Source organism: Micromonospora echinaurantiaca, from assembly GCF_900090235.1.
GTDB lineage: Bacteria > Actinomycetota > Actinomycetes > Mycobacteriales > Micromonosporaceae > Micromonospora > Micromonospora echinaurantiaca.
The window spans coordinates 2,323,956-2,346,468 of sequence record NZ_LT607750.1; the positions used below are offsets into that span (position 1 = coordinate 2,323,956).

At 70.8% G+C, this 22,513-nt stretch carries 18 protein-coding genes; 8 read left to right on the forward strand and 10 right to left on the reverse strand.

Annotation, left to right across the window (positions count from 1 at the left end; genetic code table 11):
* Positions 1-29: 29 nt before the first annotated feature.
* Positions 30-1,313, forward strand: coding sequence for a citrate synthase (locus tag GA0070609_RS10625; protein WP_088993658.1), 1,284 nt, complete (start codon positions 30-32; stop codon positions 1,311-1,313).
* Between the two features lie 64 nt (positions 1,314-1,377).
* Here GA0070609_RS10625 and GA0070609_RS10630 read toward each other — a convergent pair whose 3' ends face one another.
* Positions 1,378-2,781: a glycosyltransferase family 4 protein gene (locus tag GA0070609_RS10630; RefSeq protein WP_088993659.1), complete on the reverse strand. Its 1,404-nt coding sequence runs from the start codon at positions 2,779-2,781 to the stop codon at positions 1,378-1,380.
* 338 nt (positions 2,782-3,119) lie between these two features.
* Between GA0070609_RS10630 and glgX the strand changes: the two genes are divergently transcribed.
* The 3 genes from glgX to treZ are packed head-to-tail and all read left to right on the forward strand — an operon-like array spanning position 3,120 to position 9,329.
* A complete protein-coding gene (glgX, locus tag GA0070609_RS10635; protein WP_088993660.1) occupies positions 3,120-5,237 on the forward strand; it encodes a glycogen debranching protein GlgX in 2,118 nt (705 codons plus the stop codon).
* Position 5,238: 1 nt separating this feature from the next.
* Positions 5,239-7,599, forward strand: coding sequence for a malto-oligosyltrehalose synthase (gene treY / locus GA0070609_RS10640; protein WP_088993661.1), 2,361 nt, complete (start codon positions 5,239-5,241; stop codon positions 7,597-7,599).
* Positions 7,596-9,329: a malto-oligosyltrehalose trehalohydrolase gene (gene treZ / locus GA0070609_RS10645; RefSeq protein WP_088993662.1), complete on the forward strand. Its 1,734-nt coding sequence runs from the start codon at positions 7,596-7,598 to the stop codon at positions 9,327-9,329. The genes treY and treZ overlap by 4 nt, the downstream gene beginning before the upstream one ends.
* 108 nt (positions 9,330-9,437) lie before the next feature.
* On the opposite strand, the gene GA0070609_RS10650 is transcribed toward treZ, so the two are convergent.
* Positions 9,438-13,016 (reverse strand): P-loop NTPase fold protein, encoded by a 3,579-nt coding sequence (locus GA0070609_RS10650; RefSeq protein WP_157748112.1) that lies wholly within the window; start codon positions 13,014-13,016, stop codon positions 9,438-9,440.
* 257 nt (positions 13,017-13,273) lie between these two features.
* A complete protein-coding gene (locus tag GA0070609_RS10655; RefSeq protein WP_088993664.1) occupies positions 13,274-13,513 on the reverse strand; it encodes a winged helix-turn-helix domain-containing protein in 240 nt (79 codons plus the stop codon).
* 189 nt (positions 13,514-13,702) lie between these two features.
* On the opposite strand from GA0070609_RS10655, the gene GA0070609_RS33590 reads away from it, so the two are divergent.
* A complete protein-coding gene (locus GA0070609_RS33590) occupies positions 13,703-13,861 on the forward strand; it encodes a hypothetical protein (protein WP_172899256.1) in 159 nt (52 codons plus the stop codon).
* Positions 13,858-14,997: a helix-turn-helix domain-containing protein gene (locus GA0070609_RS10660; protein WP_088993665.1), complete on the forward strand. Its 1,140-nt coding sequence runs from the start codon at positions 13,858-13,860 to the stop codon at positions 14,995-14,997. The genes GA0070609_RS33590 and GA0070609_RS10660 overlap by 4 nt, the downstream gene beginning before the upstream one ends.
* A 49-nt stretch (positions 14,998-15,046) precedes the next feature.
* Here GA0070609_RS10660 and GA0070609_RS10665 read toward each other — a convergent pair whose 3' ends face one another.
* The 6 genes from GA0070609_RS10665 to GA0070609_RS10690 form a co-directional block, all read right to left on the reverse strand.
* Positions 15,047-15,994 carry a cyclase family protein gene (locus GA0070609_RS10665; RefSeq protein WP_088993666.1) on the reverse strand — a complete coding sequence of 316 codons (948 nt, stop codon included), beginning with the start codon at positions 15,992-15,994 and terminating at the stop codon, positions 15,047-15,049.
* 78 nt (positions 15,995-16,072) lie between these two features.
* Entirely contained in the window at positions 16,073-16,612 is a 540-nt protein-coding gene (locus GA0070609_RS10670) for a GNAT family N-acetyltransferase (RefSeq protein ID WP_088993667.1), read from the reverse strand.
* A gap of 52 nt (positions 16,613-16,664) precedes the next feature.
* Positions 16,665-17,642, reverse strand: a complete 978-nt coding sequence (locus GA0070609_RS10675) for an NAD(P)-dependent alcohol dehydrogenase (RefSeq protein WP_088993668.1) — start codon at positions 17,640-17,642, stop codon at positions 16,665-16,667.
* A complete protein-coding gene (locus GA0070609_RS10680) occupies positions 17,639-17,866 on the reverse strand; it encodes a helix-turn-helix transcriptional regulator (protein ID WP_088993669.1) in 228 nt (75 codons plus the stop codon). The genes GA0070609_RS10675 and GA0070609_RS10680 overlap by 4 nt, the downstream gene beginning before the upstream one ends.
* Positions 17,860-18,288: a hypothetical protein gene (locus GA0070609_RS10685; protein ID WP_088993670.1), complete on the reverse strand. Its 429-nt coding sequence runs from the start codon at positions 18,286-18,288 to the stop codon at positions 17,860-17,862. The genes GA0070609_RS10680 and GA0070609_RS10685 overlap by 7 nt, the downstream gene beginning before the upstream one ends.
* A gap of 112 nt (positions 18,289-18,400) precedes the next feature.
* Positions 18,401-19,408, reverse strand: coding sequence for a DMT family transporter (locus GA0070609_RS10690; protein ID WP_088993671.1), 1,008 nt, complete (start codon positions 19,406-19,408; stop codon positions 18,401-18,403).
* 81 nt (positions 19,409-19,489) lie between these two features.
* Between GA0070609_RS10690 and GA0070609_RS10695 the strand changes: the two genes are divergently transcribed.
* Positions 19,490-20,392: a LysR family transcriptional regulator gene (locus GA0070609_RS10695; protein ID WP_088993672.1), complete on the forward strand. Its 903-nt coding sequence runs from the start codon at positions 19,490-19,492 to the stop codon at positions 20,390-20,392.
* Positions 20,393-20,431: 39 nt separating this feature from the next.
* Here the strand turns inward: GA0070609_RS10695 and GA0070609_RS10700 are convergent, their stop codons facing one another.
* Positions 20,432-21,313 carry an alpha/beta fold hydrolase gene (locus tag GA0070609_RS10700; RefSeq protein ID WP_088997641.1) on the reverse strand — a complete coding sequence of 294 codons (882 nt, stop codon included), beginning with the start codon at positions 21,311-21,313 and terminating at the stop codon, positions 20,432-20,434.
* Positions 21,314-21,535: 222 nt separating this feature from the next.
* Here GA0070609_RS10700 and GA0070609_RS10705 point away from each other — a divergent pair, with 222 nt between their 5' ends.
* Positions 21,536-22,489, forward strand: coding sequence for an SRPBCC family protein (locus tag GA0070609_RS10705; protein ID WP_088993673.1), 954 nt, complete (start codon positions 21,536-21,538; stop codon positions 22,487-22,489).
* Positions 22,490-22,513: the final 24 nt, after the last annotated feature.

Sequence of the window (22,513 nt, forward strand, 5' to 3'; positions counted from 1 at the left end):
GTAGATCTGCCGGCAAAGCGAGGAACCACATGACGGAAGTCAAGCTCGATCACCCCGGTGGGCAGCTGTCGATGCCGGTGCAGTCCGCGGTCGAGGGCCCCGCCGGTATCGGGGTGGGCAAGCTGCTGAAGGAAACCGGGTTGACGACGTACGACCCCGGTTTCGTCAACACCGCGGCCTGCTCGTCCGCGATCACCTACATCGACGGCGACGCGGGCATCCTGCGCTACCGGGGGTACCCGATCGAGCAGCTGGCCGAGAAGTCCTCCTTCCTGGAGGTCTCCTACCTGCTGATCTACGGTGAACTGCCGACCGAGCAGCAGCTGACCGAGTTCAGCGAGCGGATCCGCCGGCACTCGCTGCTGCACGAGGAGATGCGCCGCTTCTTCGACGGCTTCCCGCGCGACGCGCACCCGATGGCCGTGCTCTCCTCGGCGGTCAGCGCCATCTCCACCTTCTACCAGGACAGCCTGGACCCGTTCGACGCCTCGCACGTGGAGATGTCCACGGTGCGGCTGATGGCGAAGGTGCCCACCATCGCCTCGTACGCGTACAAGAAGTCGATCGGCCAGCCGCTGCTGTACCCGGACAACTCGCTGGGCTACGTGGAGAACTTCCTGCGGATGACCTTCGGCGTGCCGGCGGAGCCGTACGAGGTCGACCCGGTGATGGCCAAGGTGCTGGACATGCTGTTCGTCCTGCACGCCGACCACGAGCAGAACTGCTCCACCTCCACCGTGCGGCTGGTCGGCTCCAGCAACGCCAACCTCTTCGCCTCGGTCTCCGCCGGCGTGAACGCCCTGTTCGGCCCGCTGCACGGCGGCGCCAACCAGGCCGTGCTGGAGATGCTGGAGAAGATCCAGGCCCAGGGCGACGACGTACGCTCCTTCGTCCGCAAGGTCAAGGACAAGCAGGACGGCGTCAAGCTGATGGGCTTCGGCCACCGGGTCTACAAGAACTACGACCCGCGGGCCGCAATCGTGAAGAAGGCGGCGCAGGACGTGCTCGGCCGGATGGCCAAGCCGGACCCGCTGCTGGACATCGCGATGGAGCTGGAGGAGATCGCCCTGGCGGACGACTTCTTCGTCTCCCGCAAGCTCTACCCGAACGTGGACTTCTACACCGGCCTGATCTACAAGGCCATGGGCTTCCCGACCAAGATGTTCACGGTGCTCTTCGCGCTGGGCCGGCTGCCCGGCTGGATCGCCCAGTGGCGCGAGATGATCAACGACCCGGAGACCAAGATCGGCCGCCCGCGGCAGATCTACACCGGCTCCCCGCAGCGCGACTACCTGCCGCTCACCGAGCGCTGACCGCCGCCGCATCGAACAGGCCGCCGACCCCGTCAGGGTCGGCGGCCTGTCCCGTTGTGCGGGGTCAGCGCAGGCCGGCGGCGGCCAGGAGATTGCCGTCGGCGATGGGCGGGACGCGGTGGCCCTGGGCCATCCGCTGCGCCGCGCGTTCGGTGGTGACGGCGGGGGCGGTGCTGATCGCCGTCGCGTAGCTGGTCGCGGTGCGCTGCGCGATGGCGGCCCAGCCGTACTGCTCGTGCACCATGGCCCGGGCCCGGCGGGCCAGCGCGCGGGCCCGCTCCCGGTCCGACAGCAGCGCGTGCACCGCGTCGGTGAGCCCGTCCGGATCGTGCGGGCGGAACGTCATCCCGGTGACGCCGGGCTCGACGATCTCGGCCAGCCCGCCGGTCGCGGACACCGCCAGCGGCGCGCCGGCCGCGGCGCCCTCCAGCGCCACCATGCCGAACGGCTCGTAGATGCTCGGCACCGCGAAGCAGTCCGACGCCGCCATCACCGCCGGCAGGTCGGTGCCGCCGAGGAAGCCGGGCATGCTCACCGCCGCCCCCAGGCCGAGCCGGTGCACGTCGGCCTCCAGCTCGCCGCGGTACGGCCCGTCGCCGGCGATCACCACCCGCAGCCCCGGGTGCCGCTCCCGTAGCCGGGGCAGCCCGGCGATCAGGTGCTGCACGCCCTTCTCGTACACCAGCCGGCCGGCGAAGGTGACCAGCGGTCCGGTCCCGGCGAACCGGTCCCGGGCGGCGGCGACCGCGGCCGCCGGCGCCCGCCAGCGCTGCGGCTCGACGCCGTTGGGCACCACGTCGACCCGGCCGGCCGGGACGCCGAAGAGCGCGCCCACCTCGTCGCGCATGTAACCGGAGCAGACGATCACCCGGGTCGACTCGGCGCTGAGCCAGTGTTCGACGCCGTGGATGGTGCGGTTCATCTCCTCGGGCAGCCAGCCCTGGTGCCGGCCCGCCTCGGTGGCGTGGATGGTGCTGACCAGCGGGACGTCCAGGTGCTCGCGCAGGGTCATCGCGGTGTGCGCGACGAGCCAGTCGTGGGCGTGGATGACGTCGTATTCGGCGGTGTCGGTGGCGCGCAGGGCGGCGCGGGTGAGGGTGTGGTTGAAGGCCATGGTCCAGGCCAGCAGGCTGTTGGTGGCCAGGGGGAAGGTGACGGGGTCTTCGGCGGCGCGGATGACGCGGACGCCGTCGGTGTATTCCTCCAGGGGTGCGCCGTCGGCGTGGCGGGTGACGACGGTGACCTGGTGGCCGGCGGCGGCGAGGGCGACGGAGAGGGCGTGGACGTGGCGGCCGAGGCCGCCGACGAGCACCGGCGGGTACTCCCAGGACAGCATCAGGATGCGCCGGGACGGCGGGGCCACGCCGCCGGCGGCGGGCTGCGGGATCGCGGGGCGGGACGTCGGGGTGGGCCGGCAGGTGCGGTCCGGGGCGGTGGCGAGCGGCTCGCCGACCCGCAGGGTGGTCACATCAATCTCCGTCCAGGGCAGGGTGGGACGCGCCGGCGTCGATGGCGGCGGAACAGGGAAGTGGGGGTGGCCGAGGGCCGAGCGGCGACGCGCGCGGGCGCGCGCCCTGATCCAGGAAAGGGCATCGACCGGGATTCCGCATCTCGAAAAGGGCTCAAGGTGACGGAAGACACCTGACGGGTCGACCGACGTACGACTCGGGCCGATTCGCGCCCCGGAGCTGCGAGGATGGATTGGCCGAACCGGGTGCGGGGCATTACCGCCGTGCGCACCGCCCGGCCCGCCGTGCGGTGCGGTCATGACGCGATGCGCTCATGATTCTGTGCCGAAGGAGCGACATGCAGGTCTGGCCGGGTGAGCGCTATCCCCTCGGGGCCACCTACGACGGGATGGGCACCAACTTCGCGATCTTCTCGGAGGTGGCCGAGCGGATCGAGCTCTGCCTCTTCGACGAGTGGGACGTCGGCGCCGAACGGCGGGTCGAGCTGCGCGAGGTGGACGCCTACGTGTGGCACGCGTACATCCCGGGCGTCGAGCCCGGCCAACGGTACGGCTACCGGGTGCACGGCCCGTACGACCCGGCGAACGGGCTGCGCTGCAACCCGCACAAGCTACTGCTCGACCCGTACGCCAAGGCGATCGACGGTGACGTCACCTGGGACCCGGCGGTCTACGACTACGAGCACGGCGACCCGGAGCGGATGAACACAGGCGACTCGGCGCCGTTCATGCCGAAGTCGGTGGTGGTCAACCCGTACTTCGACTGGGGCAACGACAAACCGCCGCGCACCCCGTACCACCACTCGGTGATCTACGAGGCGCACGTGCGCGGCCTGACCATGCGCCACCCCGACATCCCCGAGGAGTTGCGCGGCACGTACGCCGGCATCGCCTCACCGCCGATGATCGAGCACCTGACGAGGCTCGGGGTGACCGCCGTCGAGCTGATGCCGGTGCACCAGTTCGTGCACGACCACCGGCTGGCCGACCTGGGCCTGCGCAACTACTGGGGCTACAACACCATCGGCTTCTTCGCCCCGCACCACGGCTACTCCGCGCTCGGCCGGCTCGGCCAGCAGGTGCAGGAGTTCCGGGGCATGGTGAAGGCGCTGCACGCCGCCGGCATCGAGGTGATCCTCGACGTGGTCTACAACCACACCGCCGAGGGCAACCACCTCGGCCCGACGCTCAGCTTCAAGGGCGTCGACAACGCCAGCTACTACCGGCTCAGCGACGACGACCGGCGTTACTACGTCGACTACACCGGCACCGGCAACAGCCTCAACGTGCGCAGCCCGCACTCGCTCCAGTTGATCATGGACTCGCTGCGCTACTGGGTGACCGAGATGCACGTCGACGGCTTCCGGTTCGACCTGGCCGCCACCCTGGCCCGCGAGTTCTACGAGGTGGACCGCCTCTCCACCTTCTTCGAGGTGGTGCAGCAGGACCCGGTGGTCAGTCAGGTCAAGCTGATCGCCGAGCCGTGGGACGTCGGCCCGGGCGGCTACCAGGTCGGCAACTTCCCGCCGATGTGGACCGAGTGGAACGGCAAGTACCGGGACACCGTGCGCGACTTCTGGCGCGGCGAGCCAGCCACCCTGGCCGAGTTCGCCTCCCGCATCTCCGGCTCGGCCGACCTCTACCAGGACGACGGGCGCCGCCCGTTCCACAGCATCAACTTCGTCACCTGCCACGACGGGTTCACCCTGGCCGACCTGGTGTCGTACAACGACAAGCACAACGAGGCCAACGGCGAGGAGAACCGGGACGGCGAGAGCCACAACCGGTCCTGGAACTGCGGCGTGGAGGGCGACACCGACGACCCGGCGGTGCTCGCCCTGCGGGCCCGGCAGCGGCGCAACTTCCTGACCACCCTGATGCTGTCGCAGGGCGTGCCGATGATCGGCCACGGCGACGAGCTGGGCCGCACCCAGCGGGGCAACAACAACGCCTACTGCCAGGACAGCGAGCTGGCCTGGATCGACTGGGACGGCGCCGACGCTGAGCTGCTGGAGTTCACCCGCAAGCTGGTCCACTTCCGCCGCCGGCACCAGGTGTTCCGCCGCCGCCGCTTCTTCACCGGGCTGCCGGTGCGCTCCCGGCTGCTCGATGAACCCCTGCCCGACCTGGCCTGGTACACCCCGGACGGTCGGGAGATGACCGGCGAGGACTGGGGCAACGACTTCGGCCGTTCGGTGGCGCTCTTCGTCAACGGCGAGGGCATCCGCGAACGCGGCCAGTACGGCCAGCGCCACCTCGACAGCTCCTTCCTGCTCTGCTTCAACGCCCACGACGCGCCGCTGGACTTCACCCTGCCCGGCCCCGAGTTCGGGCAGCGCTGGGAACTGGTGATCAGCACCGCCGAACCGGAACCGGAGAAGACGACGGTGGTCGAGGCCGGCGGCGCGCTGACCGTCCCGGACCGCTGCGTGGTGGTGCTGGAGAGGACGGCGTGACATGGCCGCCACCCCGCCCCCCGATCCGGTCCGGGCACTGACCAAGGTGACGACGCCGTCGCCGACCCACCGGGTCGGGGCGACCTACCGCATCCAGGTCCGGCCCGGCTTCGACCTGGCCGCCACCGCCGGCCTCGCCGACTACCTGGCCGACCTCGGCGTCAGCCACCTCTACAGCGCGCCGCTGCTGACCGCCGCCCCCGGCTCCGCGCACGGCTACGACGTGGTCGACCACCGGGCGGTCAACCCGGAACTGGGCGGCGAGGCCGGCCGGCGACGGCTGCTGCGCGCGCTGCGGGCAGCCGGCCTCGGCCTGGTCGTGGACATCGTGCCGAACCACGCCGGGGTGGCCGTGCCGGCGGCCAACCCGGCCTGGTGGGACGTGCTGCGCCGGGGGCGCGAGTCGGCGTACGCGGGCTGGTTCGACATCGACTGGGAGCGCGGCCGGCTGCTGCTGCCGGTGCTGGCCGACACCCCGGACGCCCTCGACGACCTCAAGCTGGCCGACGGGGAGCTGCGCTACCACGAGCACCGCTTCCCGATCGCCGACGGCACCGGCGACGGCACGCCCCGGCAGGTGCACGACCGGCAGCACTACGAGCTGGTCTCCTGGCGCCGCGGGGACGCCGAGCTGACGTACCGCCGGTTCTTCGCCGTCTCCGACCTGGCCGGACTGCGGGTGGAGGACCCGGAGGTCTTCGCCGCCACGCACGCCGAGATCCTGCGCTGGGCGGCGGCCGGCGAGGTCGACGGCATCCGGGTCGACCACCCCGACGGGCTGCGCGACCCGGCCGGCTACCTGGCCCGACTCCGGGCCGCCGCGCCGGGCGCCTGGCTGGTGGTGGAGAAGATCCTGGAGTACGGCGAGGAACTGCCGGACTGGCCGGTGGACGGCACCACCGGCTACGACACGCTCGCCGCCGTCGGCGGCCTCTTCGTCGATTCCGACGCCGAGGCCGACTTCACCGCCCTGGACACCCGGCTCGTCGGCCACCCCACCTCGTGGCAGAACCTGACCCACGACACCAAGCTCGCCGCGGCCACCCGGCTGCTGGCCGCCGAGCTGACCCGGCTGGCCGCGCTCGCCCCCGAGGTGGAACCGGCCGCGGCCCGGTCGGCGCTGGCCGAACTCGCCGCCGCCTTCGCGGTGTACCGGGGCTACCCGCCGGAGGGCGCCCGGCACCTGGCCGCCGCCCGCGCCGAGGCCGGCCGCCGCCGTCCCGACCTCACCGGCACCCTGGACGCGCTCACCCGCCGGCTGCGCGACCCCGACGACGAGCTGGCCCAGCGGTTCCCGCAGTTCACCGGCGCGGTGATGGCCAAGGGCGTGGAGGACACCGCGTTCTACCGGTGGAGCCGGTTCGTGGCGCTCAACGAGGTCGGTGGCAGCCCGGCCCACTTCGGCGTGCCGCCGGCCGAGTTCCACCGGTTCGCCACCGCCCGGCAGGTGCGCTGGCCGGCGAGCATGACCACGCTCTCCACCCACGACACCAAGCGGTCGGAGGACGTCCGGGCCCGGCTGGCCGTGCTGTCGGAGCTGCCGGAGCGCTGGGCGTCGCTGGTGGGCGACTGGATGGCACGGGCACCGCTGCGCGACCCGGCGTTCGCGCACCTGCTGTGGCAGACCGCCGTCGGCGCCTGGCCGATCGAGCGCGAGCGCCTTCATGCGTACGCCGAGAAGGCGGCCCGGGAGGCCGCCGCGTCGACCAGCTGGACCGACCCCGACCCGGCGTTCGAGCGGGCCATGCACGCGCTGGTCGACGCGATGTACGACGACGCCGCCCTGAACGCCGCGATCGGTGACGTCGCCGCCGAGATCACCCCGGCCGGCTGGTCCAACGCGCTCGGGCAGAAGCTGGTGCAGCTGGCCATGCCCGGGGTGCCGGACACCTACCAGGGCACCGAGCTGTGGGACAACTCGCTGGTCGACCCGGACAACCGCCGGCCGGTCGACTTCGCCGTACGCCGGCAGCTGCTGGCCCGGCTCGACGCCGGTTGGCGGCCGGCGGTGGACGCGACCGGGGCGGCCAAGCTGCTGGTGGTGTCGCGGACCCTGCGGCTGCGCCGGGACCGCCCGGAGCTGTTCACCGGCTACCGGCCGGTGCCGGTGCGCGGGCCGGCCGCCCGGCACGCGGTGGCCTTCGACCGGGGCGGCGCGATCGCGGTGGCGACCCGGCTGCCGCTGCGGCTGGCCGCCGCCGGCGGGTGGCGCGACACCACCCTGTCGATTTCCGTTCACAGCGTTACGGACATGTTCACCGGACGGGTCTACAGTGGGTCTGACCTGCTCCTTCATGATCTGCTGAGCACCTATCCCGTCGCCCTCCTCGCTCCCGTCGATCTCGTGGAGGCTGCCGCATGACCGAGTTCAGCGTGTGGGCGCCCGAAGCCGCCCGGGTCCGGCTGCGCCACTTCGGCGGCGCCGACCACGAGATGCGCGCCGCCGCCGGCGGGTGGTGGCGGGTCGAGGTGCCCGGCGCCGGCCCCGGCACCGACTACGCCTTCCTCCTCGACGACGACGATCACGCCCTGCCCGACCCGCGCTCGGCGTGGCAGCCGGCGGGCGTGCACGGGCCGAGTCGGCTCTACTCCCACTCCTCGTTCCCCTGGACCGACGCGTCGTGGACCGGCCGGCAACTGCCCGGCAGCGTCCTGTACGAGCTGCACATCGGCACGTTCACCCCCGAGGGCACCTTCGACGCGGCCATCGGCAAGCTCGACCACCTGGTCGACCTGGGCGTCGACCTGATCGAGCTGCTGCCGGTCAACGCCTTCAACGGCGAGCACAACTGGGGGTACGACGGGGTCTGCTGGTTCGCCCCGCACGAGCCCTACGGCGGGCCGGACGGGCTGAAACGCCTGGTCGACGCCGCCCACGCCAAGGGGCTGGGGGTGATCCTCGACGTCGTCTACAACCATTTCGGCCCCTCCGGGGCCTACGCGCCGATGTTCGCGCCGTACCTCAGCGAGCAGAGCAACCCGTGGGGCCGCACGGTCAACCTGGACGGGCCGCACTCCGACGGCGTGCGCCGCTACATCATCGACTCGGTGCTGATGTGGTTGCGCGACTACCACGTCGACGGGCTGAGGCTGGACGCCGTGCACGCGATGCCCGACTCCCGCGCGGTGCACCTGCTCGAAGAGATGACGGTCGAGGTCGAGGCGCTGTCGACGCACCTGGGCCGGCCGCTGTCGCTGATCGCCGAATCCGACCTCAACGACCCGCGACTCATCACGCCCCGCGAGGCGGGTGGGTACGGCCTGCACGCCCAGTGGAACGACGACGCCCACCACGCCCTGCACACGCTGCTCACGGGGGAGCGGCAGGGGTACTACGGGGACTTTGGGTCCCTCGAAGCGCTGACCGACGTGCTGACCGGCGGGTTCTTCCACGCCGGCACCTGGTCGTCGTTCCGGCAGCGTCACCACGGGCGGCCGGTGGACCGGCAGCGGCTGCCGGGGCACCGGTTGGTTGCCTATCTCCAGAACCACGACCAGATCGGGAACCGGGCTACTGGGGATCGGATCTCGGCGTCGCTGTCGCCTGCGCTGCTGCGGGTGGGGGCTACGTTGCTGCTGACGGCGCCCTTTACGCCGATGCTGTTCATGGGGGAGGAGTGGGCGGCTTCCACGCCGTGGCAGTTCTTCACGTCGCATCCCGAGCCGGAGTTGGCTGCTGCCGTCGCCGCTGGGCGTAAGCGGGAGTTCGCCTCGCACGGGTGGGCTTCGGCTGACGTGCCGGATCCGCAGGATCCGGAGACGTTCCTGCGGTCGCGGTTGGACTGGGCGGAGCTGGACAAGCCGGACCACCGGGAGATGTACGAGTTCTACCGGCGGCTGATCGCGCTGCGGAAGTCACGGGCTGACCTGTCGGATCCGCGGCTGCACGCGGTGGACGTGCGGCACGGCGACCAGTTCCTGCTGATGCGGCGGGGGGAGTGCCTGGTGGCGGCGAACTTGGCGGGCAAGCCGCAGCGGATCACGTTGCCAGGGGTGGCGCGGCGGGTGCTGCTGGCGACCGGGGACGGGGTGACGGTGATGCGTGACCGCATTGAGCTTCCGGCAGAGACGGCGGCGATCGTTGCGTTCTAATATCCACGGCACAGGTGGAGGCATAGCCGTGCCGTCAATGTAGGCAGGCTCTGCCTTGGTGTTGTCGGGCTGCCAACGCCCCCGGCGGGCCTTCCCGACAGACGTCGTTCAGCGCCCGAGCAGTTTGGCTAGGGCGCCCTTCTTAGGTGCCGCGAGCAGCCCCAGGTCAGCCAAATCCGAAGCCAGCGACTTGGACAAGGCCTTGTTGTGTTGGCTGACACCTTCCGTGAACTTCCCCCGCAAAGTAAGGACGTGGCCGTAGCCTGCACCACGCGCCCAGACAACAACCCTCGCCGCTGACCGGAGGTCGCCCGCAACATTCCTCGCCAACAAGTCTTGCGCCAACTCGCTAGCGGCCTTCTTCACCTGGTTCTCTACGCCCGGATCAGCCGACGGCCGAGTTTCGATCAAGAGATCAACCCGTTCAGTCCTTTCGGTCTCACGCGTCTTGTCCTTGAGGGCGGCGCGGGTGTACTCGACAGCGGCTGCTCCGACTCCGGCCTGCCCCACGGCCTTCAAAAGTCCCGTTGTGCTATTGGCCTCAGCAAGGGCCACCCAAATGCGTGTGCGCTCGTCGGTGCTCAAACGGGAGCAGTAGCGGCCAAGCGCGGGTGCTGTCATCGTTACCTGGCCAATCAGAGAACGCACCTCGTCGGGGGTGGGGCCGAGGCCGAGCCAAGCATCAAGAAGCGTGGTAGCTCGCTCTGCTGCAGGGACCCGGGCCACCTCGTCCACTGGCGGAGCGTCTCCGCCAAACACCGCTCGAACCCCGAGTTTGAGTCGAAGGACAGCCGCCTCTTCGCCTTGAGAGAGTTCGTAATCGTCAAGGCGGTCAGACAGCGACTTGGCGGAGTCCGGGGGAAGCTTTTCGCACAGCTTCAGCCAATTCGTCGTGACCGACGAGGTTAGGCCAAGACTGTGCGGTACGAGTGCCAAGTCCTCGACCAGTGGCTCGGCCAGCCTTGCCTCAGCGCCACTCGAGAGGAAGGTGACGGCGGTATTGAATAGCGCATCTTTGCGGGCCCACAGGAGCGTGGCTTCCTCATCGTCATTATCGGCCCCGTCCCAGCCTACCGCCGACAGTGTGATCGCCAGCGCTTCAGCCAAGTTCGCGGCGTCTATCGCGGACAGTTTGTAAACCTGGCGAGCCAGCGCTGGCAACTCCCTCAGGAAGGCCACATCATTGGAGGTCGCGATGGACGGCAAAATTTTGGAGGTCAGTACGTCCGCAGCCAAGGCAGAAACTGAAGCGTCCTCATCCGCCGGGATGTCCGGCAACAACGGGGACCAAGCGTCCCAGTTGGTCGTCGGGTAGTCGTGTAGACCGAGCAGTGCGTGACGCGCACGGAGAACAGGCGAAGCCATCGGGGCGATGTGACTATCCGCATTGTCCAGCGCCCAGTTCCGAAGTGGCCCGCAGGCCTTCACGGACTGTGCGGACGTGAAGATTTCCGACAACAGACGCTCGCCATCGGAACGAGATGTTGCGATCGCTATCAATTCTTCAAGCCGTTCGATACCCTTGCCGGTGCTTTCCTGCGTTGGCCTGGGGCGGCCAGGCTGAACCGGTGTCGGCTCGGGCGTCTCGAGGTCATTCAGCGTCTCCAGGACGGAATCTCGAACTCGATGCCAGAGTTCCTCGGCGTTCTTGATGGGGGCCTTGCTCAGGGCGGTAAGCAACGGGTGCGGAAGGTCATCGAACCTCTCCGCAAGGATCTCGATCATCGCCAGAGAAGATTCGTCGTCTAGCAGCGGCAACAGCTGTGCAAACCTGTTGAAGAGGCTTTCCAGGTCGGGCTCATGCCGAAGATCGTTGAGGATGTCCTCGACCAACTCGGAGGCATCGGACCAGCAAGCAACCAGGAGAGCACCTGGCAGCGATTCATGCGAGAGCGCGTTAGCCTTAGCCGCCGCAACGAGCGACGGTCCAGCATCGCGAGCGACGACCTCTCGATGTTCTGGGTCCAGGTGTTCGATGAGCTTGCAAGCGGCCTCGTAGGCGAACTTGCGTCCAGGTCCGGTCGCAGTGTCGCCCTCGGTAACCAACAAGGGAATGGCAATTGCCAACGTCGTCGATTCCTGGCCCTCAAACTGGGCGACCACCTGGTCGGGAGCAGTATCCGTGGCGAAGTCGATCACGTCTCCGAGCCGAGGATCACCCAGGGTCTCGCGACCTGCTGCCCCCTGCAGATACAACAGGTCGGGCCGAGGGTCGTTGATCCTCGCGGCAGCGACCTTGGCGAGGTAGGTGGCAAGGTGACGACGCAGCGTGGCGTTCGCTTGCTCGACATGCCCCGAGTGCGCGTCCCCAACGTCTACTAGCAACTCTCCCGCCGGAGCCTCTTCGGCCTTGTCCGGATCTGACTTTGCGGACTCGGCCTCTATCGAGAACCGACGAACTGCCTCGCGCGCTTCGATCGTCTGAGCCTCCTCGTCCCCCCTCAGATACCTGAGTAGGCGAGGTGCGCGTCGCAACTCCTCAGCAACCACGGGAAACTCAGTCTGCAGCACAGTCAGAACGGCCAACTCGTGCGCCCGCTCGAGCCACGAAATGTCTCGCGCCTCGGCAATACGGACAGTGGTCGCGTAGTTGTTCAGAAGGACCTTGACCCGTCGAGGGCTCCGGACGTGGACTGGGACGAGCGCAAAGATGGCGAGTTCGTAGGTGTGCTGACTCCTAGCACGCAACTCCTCCCACACGCCGCCCCGAGAATCGGCAAGATCGCGGGCGAATTTGGTCAGAGCGCGGGAGCGCAACGGTGGGAGCGCGATCTGATGCTGGAAGATCTTGTCGAGGAAAGCCCCGGGGGTTGCGTAGTAGGGTTCATCCTCCCGTACGGGCTTGGCTTGGGGAAGCTTTCGTAGTGCTCGTTCGAGTACCTCTCTATCTGCGGCGACGATGAATGCGCATCCGTCTTGATCAAGAAATGTCTTGAGATCGATCAAGGTCGCCACGACATCTTCGGGAGCGCATCGGTCGAGCTCATCAATGAAGACCACAAGCCGTTCGGTTTTGCCGGAGCGGACCATCTTGACGAGGCTCTGGAATCTCTTGGCGAACTGGTCAGCCCCGACCGGCGCAGGCTTCTTCCTGGTAATGACAGCGCCCTCGAAGGCCTTCGGCCCAACCAAGACCGCCACGAGTGCGAGACCAAATACCGTTCCTGCCTGGGGCAGGAGAGCGGTGGCACTCGCATTGAAGCCTTGGTCAGTGAACGCCATCGCGGCAAGGGCCTGCACGACGACCCATAACGCTGCGACGACTGCGGCAAGCCCGATGCCGGCGAGCAGCGAGCCCCAGTTCTCCTTCACCCACTTCAGGATGCTCAGATGTGCCTGGGTCTGCTCCTGGTAGAGGCCGTCGTCGAACTCCTCCTCCTTGCCTAAACCGAGGTCGTCCGAGATGGAGTCGATGAAGTTACGCTTTAGTTCCTGGCCGCCGTACTTCCAGGCGTCGTATCGGGCCATCCGAACCCTTTTGCCGGCCACGACGCGCAAGTGTCTCTCGATCATCGAGTAGACACTCGACTTGCCCGAGCCCCACGGTCCGAAGAGAGCAATGTTGACCGGCGCATGTGCCTTCAGCGCGATCTCGGCAACGCTCTTCGCGATGGCTTCATGCTCGAGAAGGTCGGTGTAGTCCTCCCCGAGACGGCTGTCTGGGATGAGATCTTCACCGCGCACCACCTCTGTCGGCGGTACAGCCCGTCTTCCCAACATGTGCGCCCCCTATGACCCGCGGGGAAACATTAGTACAACGGCCTGCTTCCGAGGTGCGCACCACGGGAGCAAAACTGCGAACAATTCGTAACTTCCGGGCAATTTAGGCGCATAGCCGGATGTGGCGCCACGGCGTGGCGCGTCGCCTAAGCGGTCGGATGGGGGCACCTGTGCCTACAAGGCACTCGCTTCGAGCCCCTCCGAGCGGCCAGCGTCTGATGCTGCTACTCGGCGACGAAGACGCCTACACCTGGCAAGGTCTCCGTAATTCCCTTGATCCGAAGCACCTGCATTGCGCGGTCGATCACCGGCTCGGTGACCCCGTAGTGCTCGATCAACTCTCGCCGGCTGGGCAGCTTCGACCCGGGCGGGAACTCGCCGGACGCGATGCGTTCGGCGAGGTCGTCGGCGATCTGCTCGTAGCGGTAACGCGGTGGCACTGTCTTCCCCTCGGTTGGCAACACGAGTAGACCACCTACGTCAGCCCTTGACTACCCAACGGTACCTATGGGACGTTGCCGAGGAGGTCGATCCCGTCGGTTGGCGCTGTTGGGCCGTCCTCGCCGGCGTGGATGTCCGGCGCATCCCCCGTGATCGGGCATCCACGCCTCTGCTCGGAGAAGCACGAGCAAGACGGGCTCGGTGGAGGTGGCATGCAGGGCCGGGACGACGAATCGGCGAGCCGGGGTGAGCAGGTCGAGGCGGCTGAGCGGGAGGCGGCGAAGCGACGCCTGCTGGAACAGGCCGAGGCGGAGCGCGTGCCCGTAAAGGACACCACCCGGGGCGATCCCGGACCGGCGGTGGCGCAGTGACCAGCGATGACCTGCCGATCGGGCGCCGGGTGGCGCGCTGGCGGGTACGGCGGCGGATGACCCAGCAGATGCTCGCCGACCGGCTGGGCCGGTCGAAGAGCTGGGTGGACAAGATGGAGCGGGGCGTCCGCGCCCTGGACCGGTACCCGGTGATCCAGGAGATCGCCCAGGTGCTGCGGGTCGACCCGATGGCCCTGCTCGGCCCGCACCAGCCGCCGGCACCGTCCACCTCACAGGCGCTGGACGGTCTGGACGGGATCCGGGCCGCCCTCGCCCGCTACGACAACCCGCCGCCGCAGCCGACCGGCGAGGTGCGGCGGCACATCGAGCACGCCTGGCTGACCTACCAGCACGGGCACTACCCGCAGCTCGTGCGGGTCTTGCCGGGGCTGCTCGACGCCACGCGGAGCGCAGAGCCGGGGCTACGCGTGCAGGCGTACCGGATCACCTCGTCGCTGCTGGTGAAGCTCGGCGAGGCCGACCTGGCCTGGCTGGCCGCCGACCGGGCGATGGGTGCGGCGGGCGGCGATCCGGTGCTCTCCGCGGCGGCGGCCGTGTCGGTCGGGGTGGCACTGCGCGCACTGGGCCGGCACCGGTTGGCCCTCGCCGCGACGCTCGCCGCCGCGGGCCGCCTCGCGCCGGTGCAGGCGCCGGCCGTGCACGGGACGCTGCTGCTCCAGGCCGCCCTGGCCGCCGCCGGCAGCGGCGACGCCCGCCGGGCGGGGGAGCTGACCGACCGGGCGGCCGGGATCGCCGCCGGAATCCGGGCCGGTGACGACCCGCACCGGACCGGCTTCGGTACGGCCGCCGTCGAGCTGGCCCGAGTGGTGGTGGCGGCCGAGCTGGGAGACGACGGCGCGGCGCTGCACAGTCACGGGAGGTTGACCCAAATGCCGGGGTGGCGGCGGCAGCCGGCCGAGCACCGGGCCGCCTACCGGGTGGACGTGGCGCGCGCGTACCTGGCGGTCGGTGACCTGCGCGGGGCGGCCCGCGCGCTGGTCGAGGCCGACGCCGTCGCGCCGGCCGAGGTCCGCTGCCGGCCCCAGGTGCGTAGGGTGATCGCCGAGATCGCCCGGGGCCACCCGGCGCCGGCCGGCGCGGCGCGCCTGGCCACCCTGGTCGGCCTCACCCGCTGACCGGAGACCGAGGCACGAACTCTGGCCGGCTCTGAAGGGGTACGTCAGGTCAGAAGGTGGCGATCGGGTTGACCGGGCTGCCGGACGTACCGGCGAAGCGGACCGGCGCGACCCCGAGGTGGAAGTCCCACTGGCCGAGCTCGGCGGCCGTCGTCGCGCACCCCTCCAGGTCGCAGTTGTCGAGCAGCCACAGACCCATCGCGACGAGGCTCACGGCGTGCACCGGCATCAGCACGTCGTCGTACCCCGACGGCTGAACGTCCTGCGGGGTGTCAGCGCCGATCAGCGCGACCTCCCGTTGATGCAGCCACGGCAGGCAGGACGCGTGCCAGCCGGCCTGCGTGAAACCGCTGGTCGCACCGGACTCGTGCCGGAAGCGGCCATAGCCGGTCCGCAGCAGTACCGCGTCGCCGGGTCGCACCCGCACACCCTGGCGTCGCTCGGCCTGCTCCAGGTCGTCGGGAAACACGCCCTGCCCCGGTTCCAGCCACGGCACGTCACGGACCCGCGCGATGTCCAGCAGGACCCCACGGGTGACGATCCCGTTCGCCGCCGCCGTGACGGCCGCCCACCCCGATCCGGTGGCGGCGTCGACCAGCGAGTGCGACCGCCCGTTGTACATCGTGCCGTCCCAGAAGATGTGGCACGGCGAGTCGAGGTGGGTGACGGTGTTGCCGTGGAACGTGATGCCCAGCCGCTCGGACGAGAAGCCCCAGCGCCGGTCGGCGTGGAAGGCGGGCGGCATGTTCTCGGCACCCGGCATGTCGGCGGCGCAGGGGCACGTCGTCGTCGACCGCTCCATCTCGTCCGCAACCTCCCACGCGCACGACACGCTCCTGCCGTGGCGTACGGCCCGCGCCGCCGCCAGCCGGACGTCGTCGGTGATGTGGTTGAGCGTCCCGAGTTCGTCGTCGTCGCCCCAGCGTCCCCAGTTCGACAGCGTGTCGAAGTACCCGAGCACGTCGTCCTGTGTCGGCGTCGGTCGCTCTGCCGTCATCCCAGCATCGACTCCTCCGGTCACGCGGTTCGCGGCGCCGCAGGTAGGCTATCCCGCCCTCCCGGGAGGACCGCCCGGTTACGGCTTCCAGTCGCGCCGGAGCAGGCCGTAGAGCACGAAGTCGGCGAAGCCGTCGCCGTCGTACTCGCGCTCCCGCTGGGTGCCCTCGTGCGTGAAGCCGCACGCCTCGGCGGTCCGCCGCATGGCCGTGTTGCTGGCCAGCGTCTCCAGTTCCAGGCGGCGCAGGTTGCGGTTGCGGAAGCCGTACCGGCAGAGCAGCTGGATCACCTCGGTCCCGTACCCCTGGCCGCGCGCCTCGGGGACCAGCGCGATGCCGAGGTGGCCGTACCCGTTGAAGGTGTTGATCCCCCACAGCACGCCGCGGCCCAGGAACGTGCCGTCGGCCACGGTCTCGGCCAGCAGCAGCACCGGGCTCTGGCCGTCGGGCGGCTCGATGACCTGCCTCTCCAGGAAGGCCCGGAGCTGGCCGACGTGGCGCGGCAGGAACGGCTCGCCGTCGGTGATCAGGTGCAGCTCGGGATCGTTCTTCAGCCGGAACAGGTTCGGCGCGTCGTCGGGCGTGGGTGGGCGCAGTCGCACCCGTTCGGTGGCGAACACCGCCCGACGCTAACAGCCGGCCCGGTGATCATCGACCGGGTTATTTCCAGCGTCACATGGTGACGACGATCTTTCCGGCGGGGTGGCCGTCCCGGAGGTGCCGGATCGCGTCCGCCGCTTCGGCCAGGGGGTAGGTGCGGTCGACCGCCGGGGTGAGCGCGCCGGACTCGATGAGCGTCCTCAACTCGGCCAGGTCCTCGGCGCGCTCCACGGCGCTGACGCTGCGCAGCCGTTGGCCGACGAACAGGGACAGCAGCGGCGCGCGGACCATCTGCCGGTCGTAGCCGCTGAGCACCGGGCCCTTGGTGTACGAGCCGCCCACCAGCGCCAGCGTCCCGCGTGGGGTGAGGGCGCGGCGCAGCAGCGAGAACGGCCGGTCGCCGCCGGTGTCGATGACCACGTCGTGGACCGGGCCGTCGCGGTCGACCTCCTCGCTGGTGTAGTCGAGGACGTCGTCGGCGCCGAGGGAGCGGACGAACTCGGCTCTGGCCGGTGCGCAGACGGCGGTGACCGTCGCCCCGTACGCCTTGGCGATCTGCACGGCGTGGGAGCCGACGCCGCCGGACGCGCCGATGACCAGCACCCGGTGCCCGGCGCGGACCTGGCCGCTGTCGCGGACCGCGCGCAGCGCGGTCATCCCGGAGACCGGGGCGGCGGCGGCCTGCGCGAACGACACGTTGCCCGGCTTGTGGGCCAGTCGCCGCTGCGGTGCGCTCGCGAACTCGGCGTACGAGCCGCGCAGGCAGGTGCCGAACACCTCGTCGCCCGGCCGGAACCGGGTCACCCGGGCACCGACCGCGGCCACCACGCCGGCCAGGTCCCGGCCGAGCACCGGCACCCGGGGCCGGCGCAACCCGCTGGCCAGCCGCGCCAGGTAGGGGCGGCCGGCCATGAAGATCCAGACGCCGGGGTCGACCGCGGCCGCGCGGACCTGCACGAGGACGTCGTTGTCGCCGATGGCCGGCTGGTCGATGTCGCGGAGCTGGAGCACGTCTGCCGGGCCGTAGGTGTGGTGGACGATGGCCTTCACGGTGCCGCCTCCTCGGGGTACTGGAACACGTCGTCGAGCCGCGCGCCGAACACGCGGGCGATCCGGAACGCCATCTCCAGCGAGGGGGAGTAGCGGCCCTGTTCGATGGCGATGACGGTCTGCCGGGTCACGCCGATCCGGTCGGCGAGCTCGGCCTGGGTCATCTCGTCGTGCGCGAAGCGCAGCGCGCGGATGTTGTTGGTGACGCGGGTCGGCTTCACCACTGCGGGACACCCCGGCGGTAGACGATCACCTTCGCCAGGGAGCCGACCACCGCCGACAGGACGAAGCACAGGTAGATGACGTTGCCGATCCAGAACCAGTCCCACTCGGCCAGCGCCATGAGCAGCGCCGACACCGCGCCGATGATGACGAACGCCTGGCCGACGTGGTCGCCGAGCCGCCCGATCTCCCGGTCGCGTACGTCCTTGACCCGGGACGCCCGCGGGTTCACCACGCCGATGGCGATCTCGGCCACGATGCTCGCGACGATGGCGCCGCCGATCGTCCACAGCAGAACGCCGGCGTAGTGGGTGGCGGCGAGTGGCCCGCCGTCGACCCGGCTCAGGACGACGATGGCGTAGACGGCGTACCCGACCGCGCTGACGACCAGCATGATCCAGGCGCGTTTCTCCTCGTGCGTCATGACCGCCTCCCCGATGTAAAGAATCCTTGACACGGTTCAGAGTAAGGCGTTCTTGACACCGTGTCTAGAAACTTTTACATCGGGTTGTGGCGGGTGACGATCACGACGGGCGTCAGCGGCGGGTCGCGAGGACCACGCCGGTCAGGCAGAGTGCGCCGCCGAGCAGGGCGAGCGGCGCCGGTACCTCGCCCAGCAGCGTCCACGACAGCAGCACGGTCACCGGCGGCGCCAGGTAGGTGGCGGCGGTGGTGCGACCGGCGGTCCAGCGGGACAGCACGTAACCCCAGGTGAGGAAGCCGACAGCGGTCGGGAAGACGCCCAGGTAGAGCATGCCCAGGGTGGCCGACAGCGGGGCAGTGGCGAGCTCCGCGAGGAGCGCGGGCGTGAACGGCAGCAGGGCCGCCGTCCCGGCCAGCGCGCCGAGCCAGGTCATCGTCACCGCGTCCACCCGCGCCAGCAGGCGCTTCTGCAGCAGTACGCCGAAGGCGTACAGCACGGCGGAGAGCACCGCCAGCGCGACGCCGACCTTGTCGGCGTGCCCGGTGAAGCCACCGGCCGCGATCAGGGCGACGCCCGCGAAGGCGACCGCCACCCCGACGCCGAGCCGGCCGGTGAGCCGCTCGCCCAGGACGGCGACCGCGGCCACCGCGACGAGGATGGGCGCGATCGCCACCAGCAGCGCCGCCGTGCCGGCGTCGACCAGCCGCTCGGCGGCGTTGAGCGCCACGTTGTACCCGCCGAACCAGGCCACGCCCCACAGCGCGATCAGCCCCAGGGTGCCGCCCCGGGGCAGCCCGGCCCGGCGGCCCGACCCCGGCGCGGCGTGCGGCGCCCGCCGGCGTCGGACGCCGGCGGTGAGGGCCACGAACGTGCTCAGCGCCACGGACGCCGCCGCCATCCGGCCCAGCGCCATCGCACCGGGGGAGTAGTCGTGCCCGGCGAAGCGGATGCCGACGAACGCCGACGCCCACAGGAACACCGTGGTTCCGGCGGCGGCCACGGTCGGCCAGGACCGGGGCCGCGGGGACGCCGGCGCGCGGGTGGGTGCCTCCCCGACCGCCGAAGGTTGGGCGTCGGAGCTGCTCGGGGCGGCGAGGCTGGCGGTGCGCGCACTGGTCATACGGCGATTCTGGCGCGGCCGACTGTGCAGCACCAGTGAATCTCCCTTCACAACGATTCAGTCGTGCTTTATGGTCGTCCCATGCTCGACGTCCACCGCCTCCGTGTCTTCCGTTCCGTCGTGGCGTCCGGGTCCGTCCAGGCGGCCGCCGCCAACCTCGGCTACACCCCCTCCGCCATCAGCCAGCACCTCACCGCGCTCCAGCGGGAGACGGGCCTCACGCTCCTCGCCCGGGCCGGGCGGGGCCTGCGGCCCACCGCAGCCGGGCACGCCCTGGCCGCCGAGGCCGAGCGGGTGCTCGCCCGGCTCGGCGCGGCCGAGTCGCTGATCGCCGACCTGCGGGCCGGCCGCACCGGCGCACTGTCCATCGCGTACTTCGCGTCGGTCGGGGCGGCGTGGATGCCGCTCGTGGTGCGGCGCGTCCTCACCGAGCACGCCGGTGTCCGGCTCGACCTGCAACTGCGTGAAACCATCCCGGACAGCCGGGAGGAACGCGCCGACGTCCAGCTCGTCGTGGCCCGCTCCGGCTTCGACCCCGGTTCCGGCTTCACCGCCCACCACCTCCTCGACGACCCGTACGTGGCCGTGCTGCCCGCCGGGCACCGCCTCGCCGGGCGGGAGGAGGTGGACCTGGTCGACCTCGCCGACGAGGGCTGGGTCGACAACGACTTCGCCCGCGGCTGGTGCCGCGACAACCTCATCGAGGCCTGCACCGCCGCCGGGTTCAGCCCGGCCTTCCGGGTCGAGGCGCACGACTACCCGACGGCGCTCGCCTTCGTGGCGGCCGGGATCGGCCCGACGGTGCTTCCCGGGCTCGGCGCGGCCCACCTGCCTCCCGGCGTGAGCTGCGTGCGGCTCGTCCGCCCGACACCGACCCGGTCCATCCACGCGGTGCTGCACGATGCGGTCGCCCACGCGCCGGCGGTGCGGACGGCGGTCGCCGCGCTACGGGAGGCCGCGACGTTGGTAGACCCGGCCCGGTGATTCGGCGCCCGCCCTCGTCTCCGCAGTGGCAGGGCCCGGTCAGCGGCGGCGCTGTGCCTCCACCCGCCGGATGAAGGCGTCCATCAGGGCGGCGCACTCGGCCGGATGGGTCTCCAGCAGGAAGTGCGGTCCGTCGAGGATGTGCGCCTCCATCCGCGGCAGCGCCCGCAGCCAGGAGAGGGTCTCGGCGAGGTCGAAGAAGATGTCGTGCCGGCCCCACAGCATCAGCGCGGGCGGCTGCCAGCGGTCGAGATAGTCGGCGATCTCCCCGAAGCGCGCGACGTGGTGGCGGTAGTCGAGCACCAGCGCGCGGTTCGTCTCCAGCCGGCCGGGAAGCGACATGACCCGCCAGTCCTCCGCCCACAGCCGAGGGTCGACGCGCTCGGCGACGTCCTCCGGCACGCCGCCCACGTACTGGTCGCGTACCCCCTCGAAGGTCAGGTGCGCGGTCGCCTCGGCCTCCCGCTCCGGCGTGGGGTCGTCCCAGTAGGCGCGGGTGGCCGACCAGGTGGGCCCCATCCCGCTCTCGTGGGCGTTGGCGTTCTGGACGATGAGGCTGCGCACCCGCCGCGGATCCCGGGTGGCGAGGTGGAGCCCCACCGGCGCCCCGTAGTCGTGCAGGTAGAGGTGGAACGACCGGGCGCCGAGCCGCGCGAGCAGCTCGTCGACCACGTCCGCGAACCGGGCGAACGAGGGCCGGTCGATCGGCGCGGAACCACCGAACCCCGGAAGGTCGGGAGCGATCACGAAGCAGGTCCGCGCGAGGGTGCCGATCACGTTCCGGAACGACGCCGAGGAGGCCGGAAACCCGTGGATCAGAAGCAGCGCCGGCTTCTGCCGATCGCCCGCCAGCCGGACCGCGATCTCAGCACCGTCGATGGCGAACCTGACCGGTTCCGGTTCGCTCGGGGCCGCGTTCACCCGGTAAGGCTGCCACACCACGCCGCCGGAATGGGGGGTGTCCACCCCGCCCGGACACCCCCAGCTCGCCGATACGGAGTCGATCAACCGGAACGGACGTCATCACCTCGGCGGAATCGGGTTCATCGCCCGTTTCCGGGGCATAGCGTCACGGTGGCGGATTCACCGCCAGGCCGCCCGCCGTCGCGCCGGGCGGCCTCGTGCCAACCGAGGAGGCCGACCGTGGACAGGTCCGACGAGGTGCTGTTGCCCGAACTGGACGGGCCGGAGCCGACCGCGCTGCTGCCCCGGGCACTGGGCTGGCTGAGCCTGGCGCTCGGCGCGGGCGCGCTCGCCGCGCCCGGCCCCCTGGCCCGGCTGACCGGAGTGGACGATTCACCGGCGGCCCGCGCGGTGATCCCGGCGGTCGGCGCCCGCGAGCTGGGGCACGCGGCCGGGCTGATCATGGGAGGCCGGCCGGCCGGCTGGGCGTGGACCCGGGTCGCCGGCGACGCGATGGACCTGACGCTGCTCGGTCGGGCGATGGCCGACCGCTGCGACGAGCGGCGCCGGCGGGTCGCCATCACCACCGCCGTGGTCGCCGGCATCGCCGCCATCGACCTGGTCACCGCGGTACGGGCCAGCCGCGCCCGCCGGGCCCGGAACCGGCTGATCCGGATGGAGCTGGCGGTCACCGTCAACCGCACGCCGGCCGAGGCGTACCGGTTCTGGCGGGACGTGGAGAACCTGCCCCGGTTCATGTCCCACCTGGAGTCGGTACGCGCCGAGGACCTGCGCCGCTCGCACTGGATCGCCCGCGGCCCGGCCGGCCGCGCCGTCGAGTGGGACGCGGAGATCATCGACGACCAGCCGAACCGGTCGCTGGCCTGGCGGTCGCTGCCCGGCACCCGGGTGCCCAACGCCGGCCGGGTCCGGTTCGTGCCCGCCCCCGGCGACCGGGGCACCGAGGTGCGCGTGCAGCTGCGCTACGCCCCGCCGGGCGGCGCGCTCGGCCGGACGGTGGCCAAGCTCTTCGGCGAGGAGCCGGAGCAGCAGGTCCGCGACGACCTGCGCCGGTTCAAGCAGGTGCTGGAGACCGGCGAGGTGGTCCGCTCCGAGGGCAGCCCGGACGGCACCTCGGTACGCCAGCAGGTCATGCAACGCCCGGCGCAGCCGCTGCCGGCCGCCACCCGATGACCGACCGACCCGGAAAGGAGAGCC

Bases quoted from the DNA above. Each gene is read 5' to 3' on its own strand.
- GA0070609_RS10625 (WP_088993658.1), top strand. From the start codon at position 30: ATGACGGAAGTCAAGCTCGATCACCCCGGTGGGCAGCTGTCGATGCCG.
- glgX (WP_088993660.1), top strand. From the start codon at position 3,120: ATGCAGGTCTGGCCGGGTGAGCGCTATCCCCTCGGGGCCACCTACGAC.
- treY (WP_088993661.1), top strand. From the start codon at position 5,239: ATGGCCGCCACCCCGCCCCCCGATCCGGTCCGGGCACTGACCAAGGTG.
- treZ (WP_088993662.1), top strand. From the start codon at position 7,596: ATGACCGAGTTCAGCGTGTGGGCGCCCGAAGCCGCCCGGGTCCGGCTG.
- GA0070609_RS33590 (WP_172899256.1), top strand. From the start codon at position 13,703: ATGCAGGGCCGGGACGACGAATCGGCGAGCCGGGGTGAGCAGGTCGAG.
- GA0070609_RS10665 (WP_088993666.1), bottom strand. From the start codon at position 15,994: ATGACGGCAGAGCGACCGACGCCGACACAGGACGACGTGCTCGGGTAC.
- GA0070609_RS10685 (WP_088993670.1), bottom strand. From the start codon at position 18,288: ATGACGCACGAGGAGAAACGCGCCTGGATCATGCTGGTCGTCAGCGCG.
- GA0070609_RS10690 (WP_088993671.1), bottom strand. From the start codon at position 19,408: ATGACCAGTGCGCGCACCGCCAGCCTCGCCGCCCCGAGCAGCTCCGAC.
- GA0070609_RS10695 (WP_088993672.1), top strand. From the start codon at position 19,490: ATGCTCGACGTCCACCGCCTCCGTGTCTTCCGTTCCGTCGTGGCGTCC.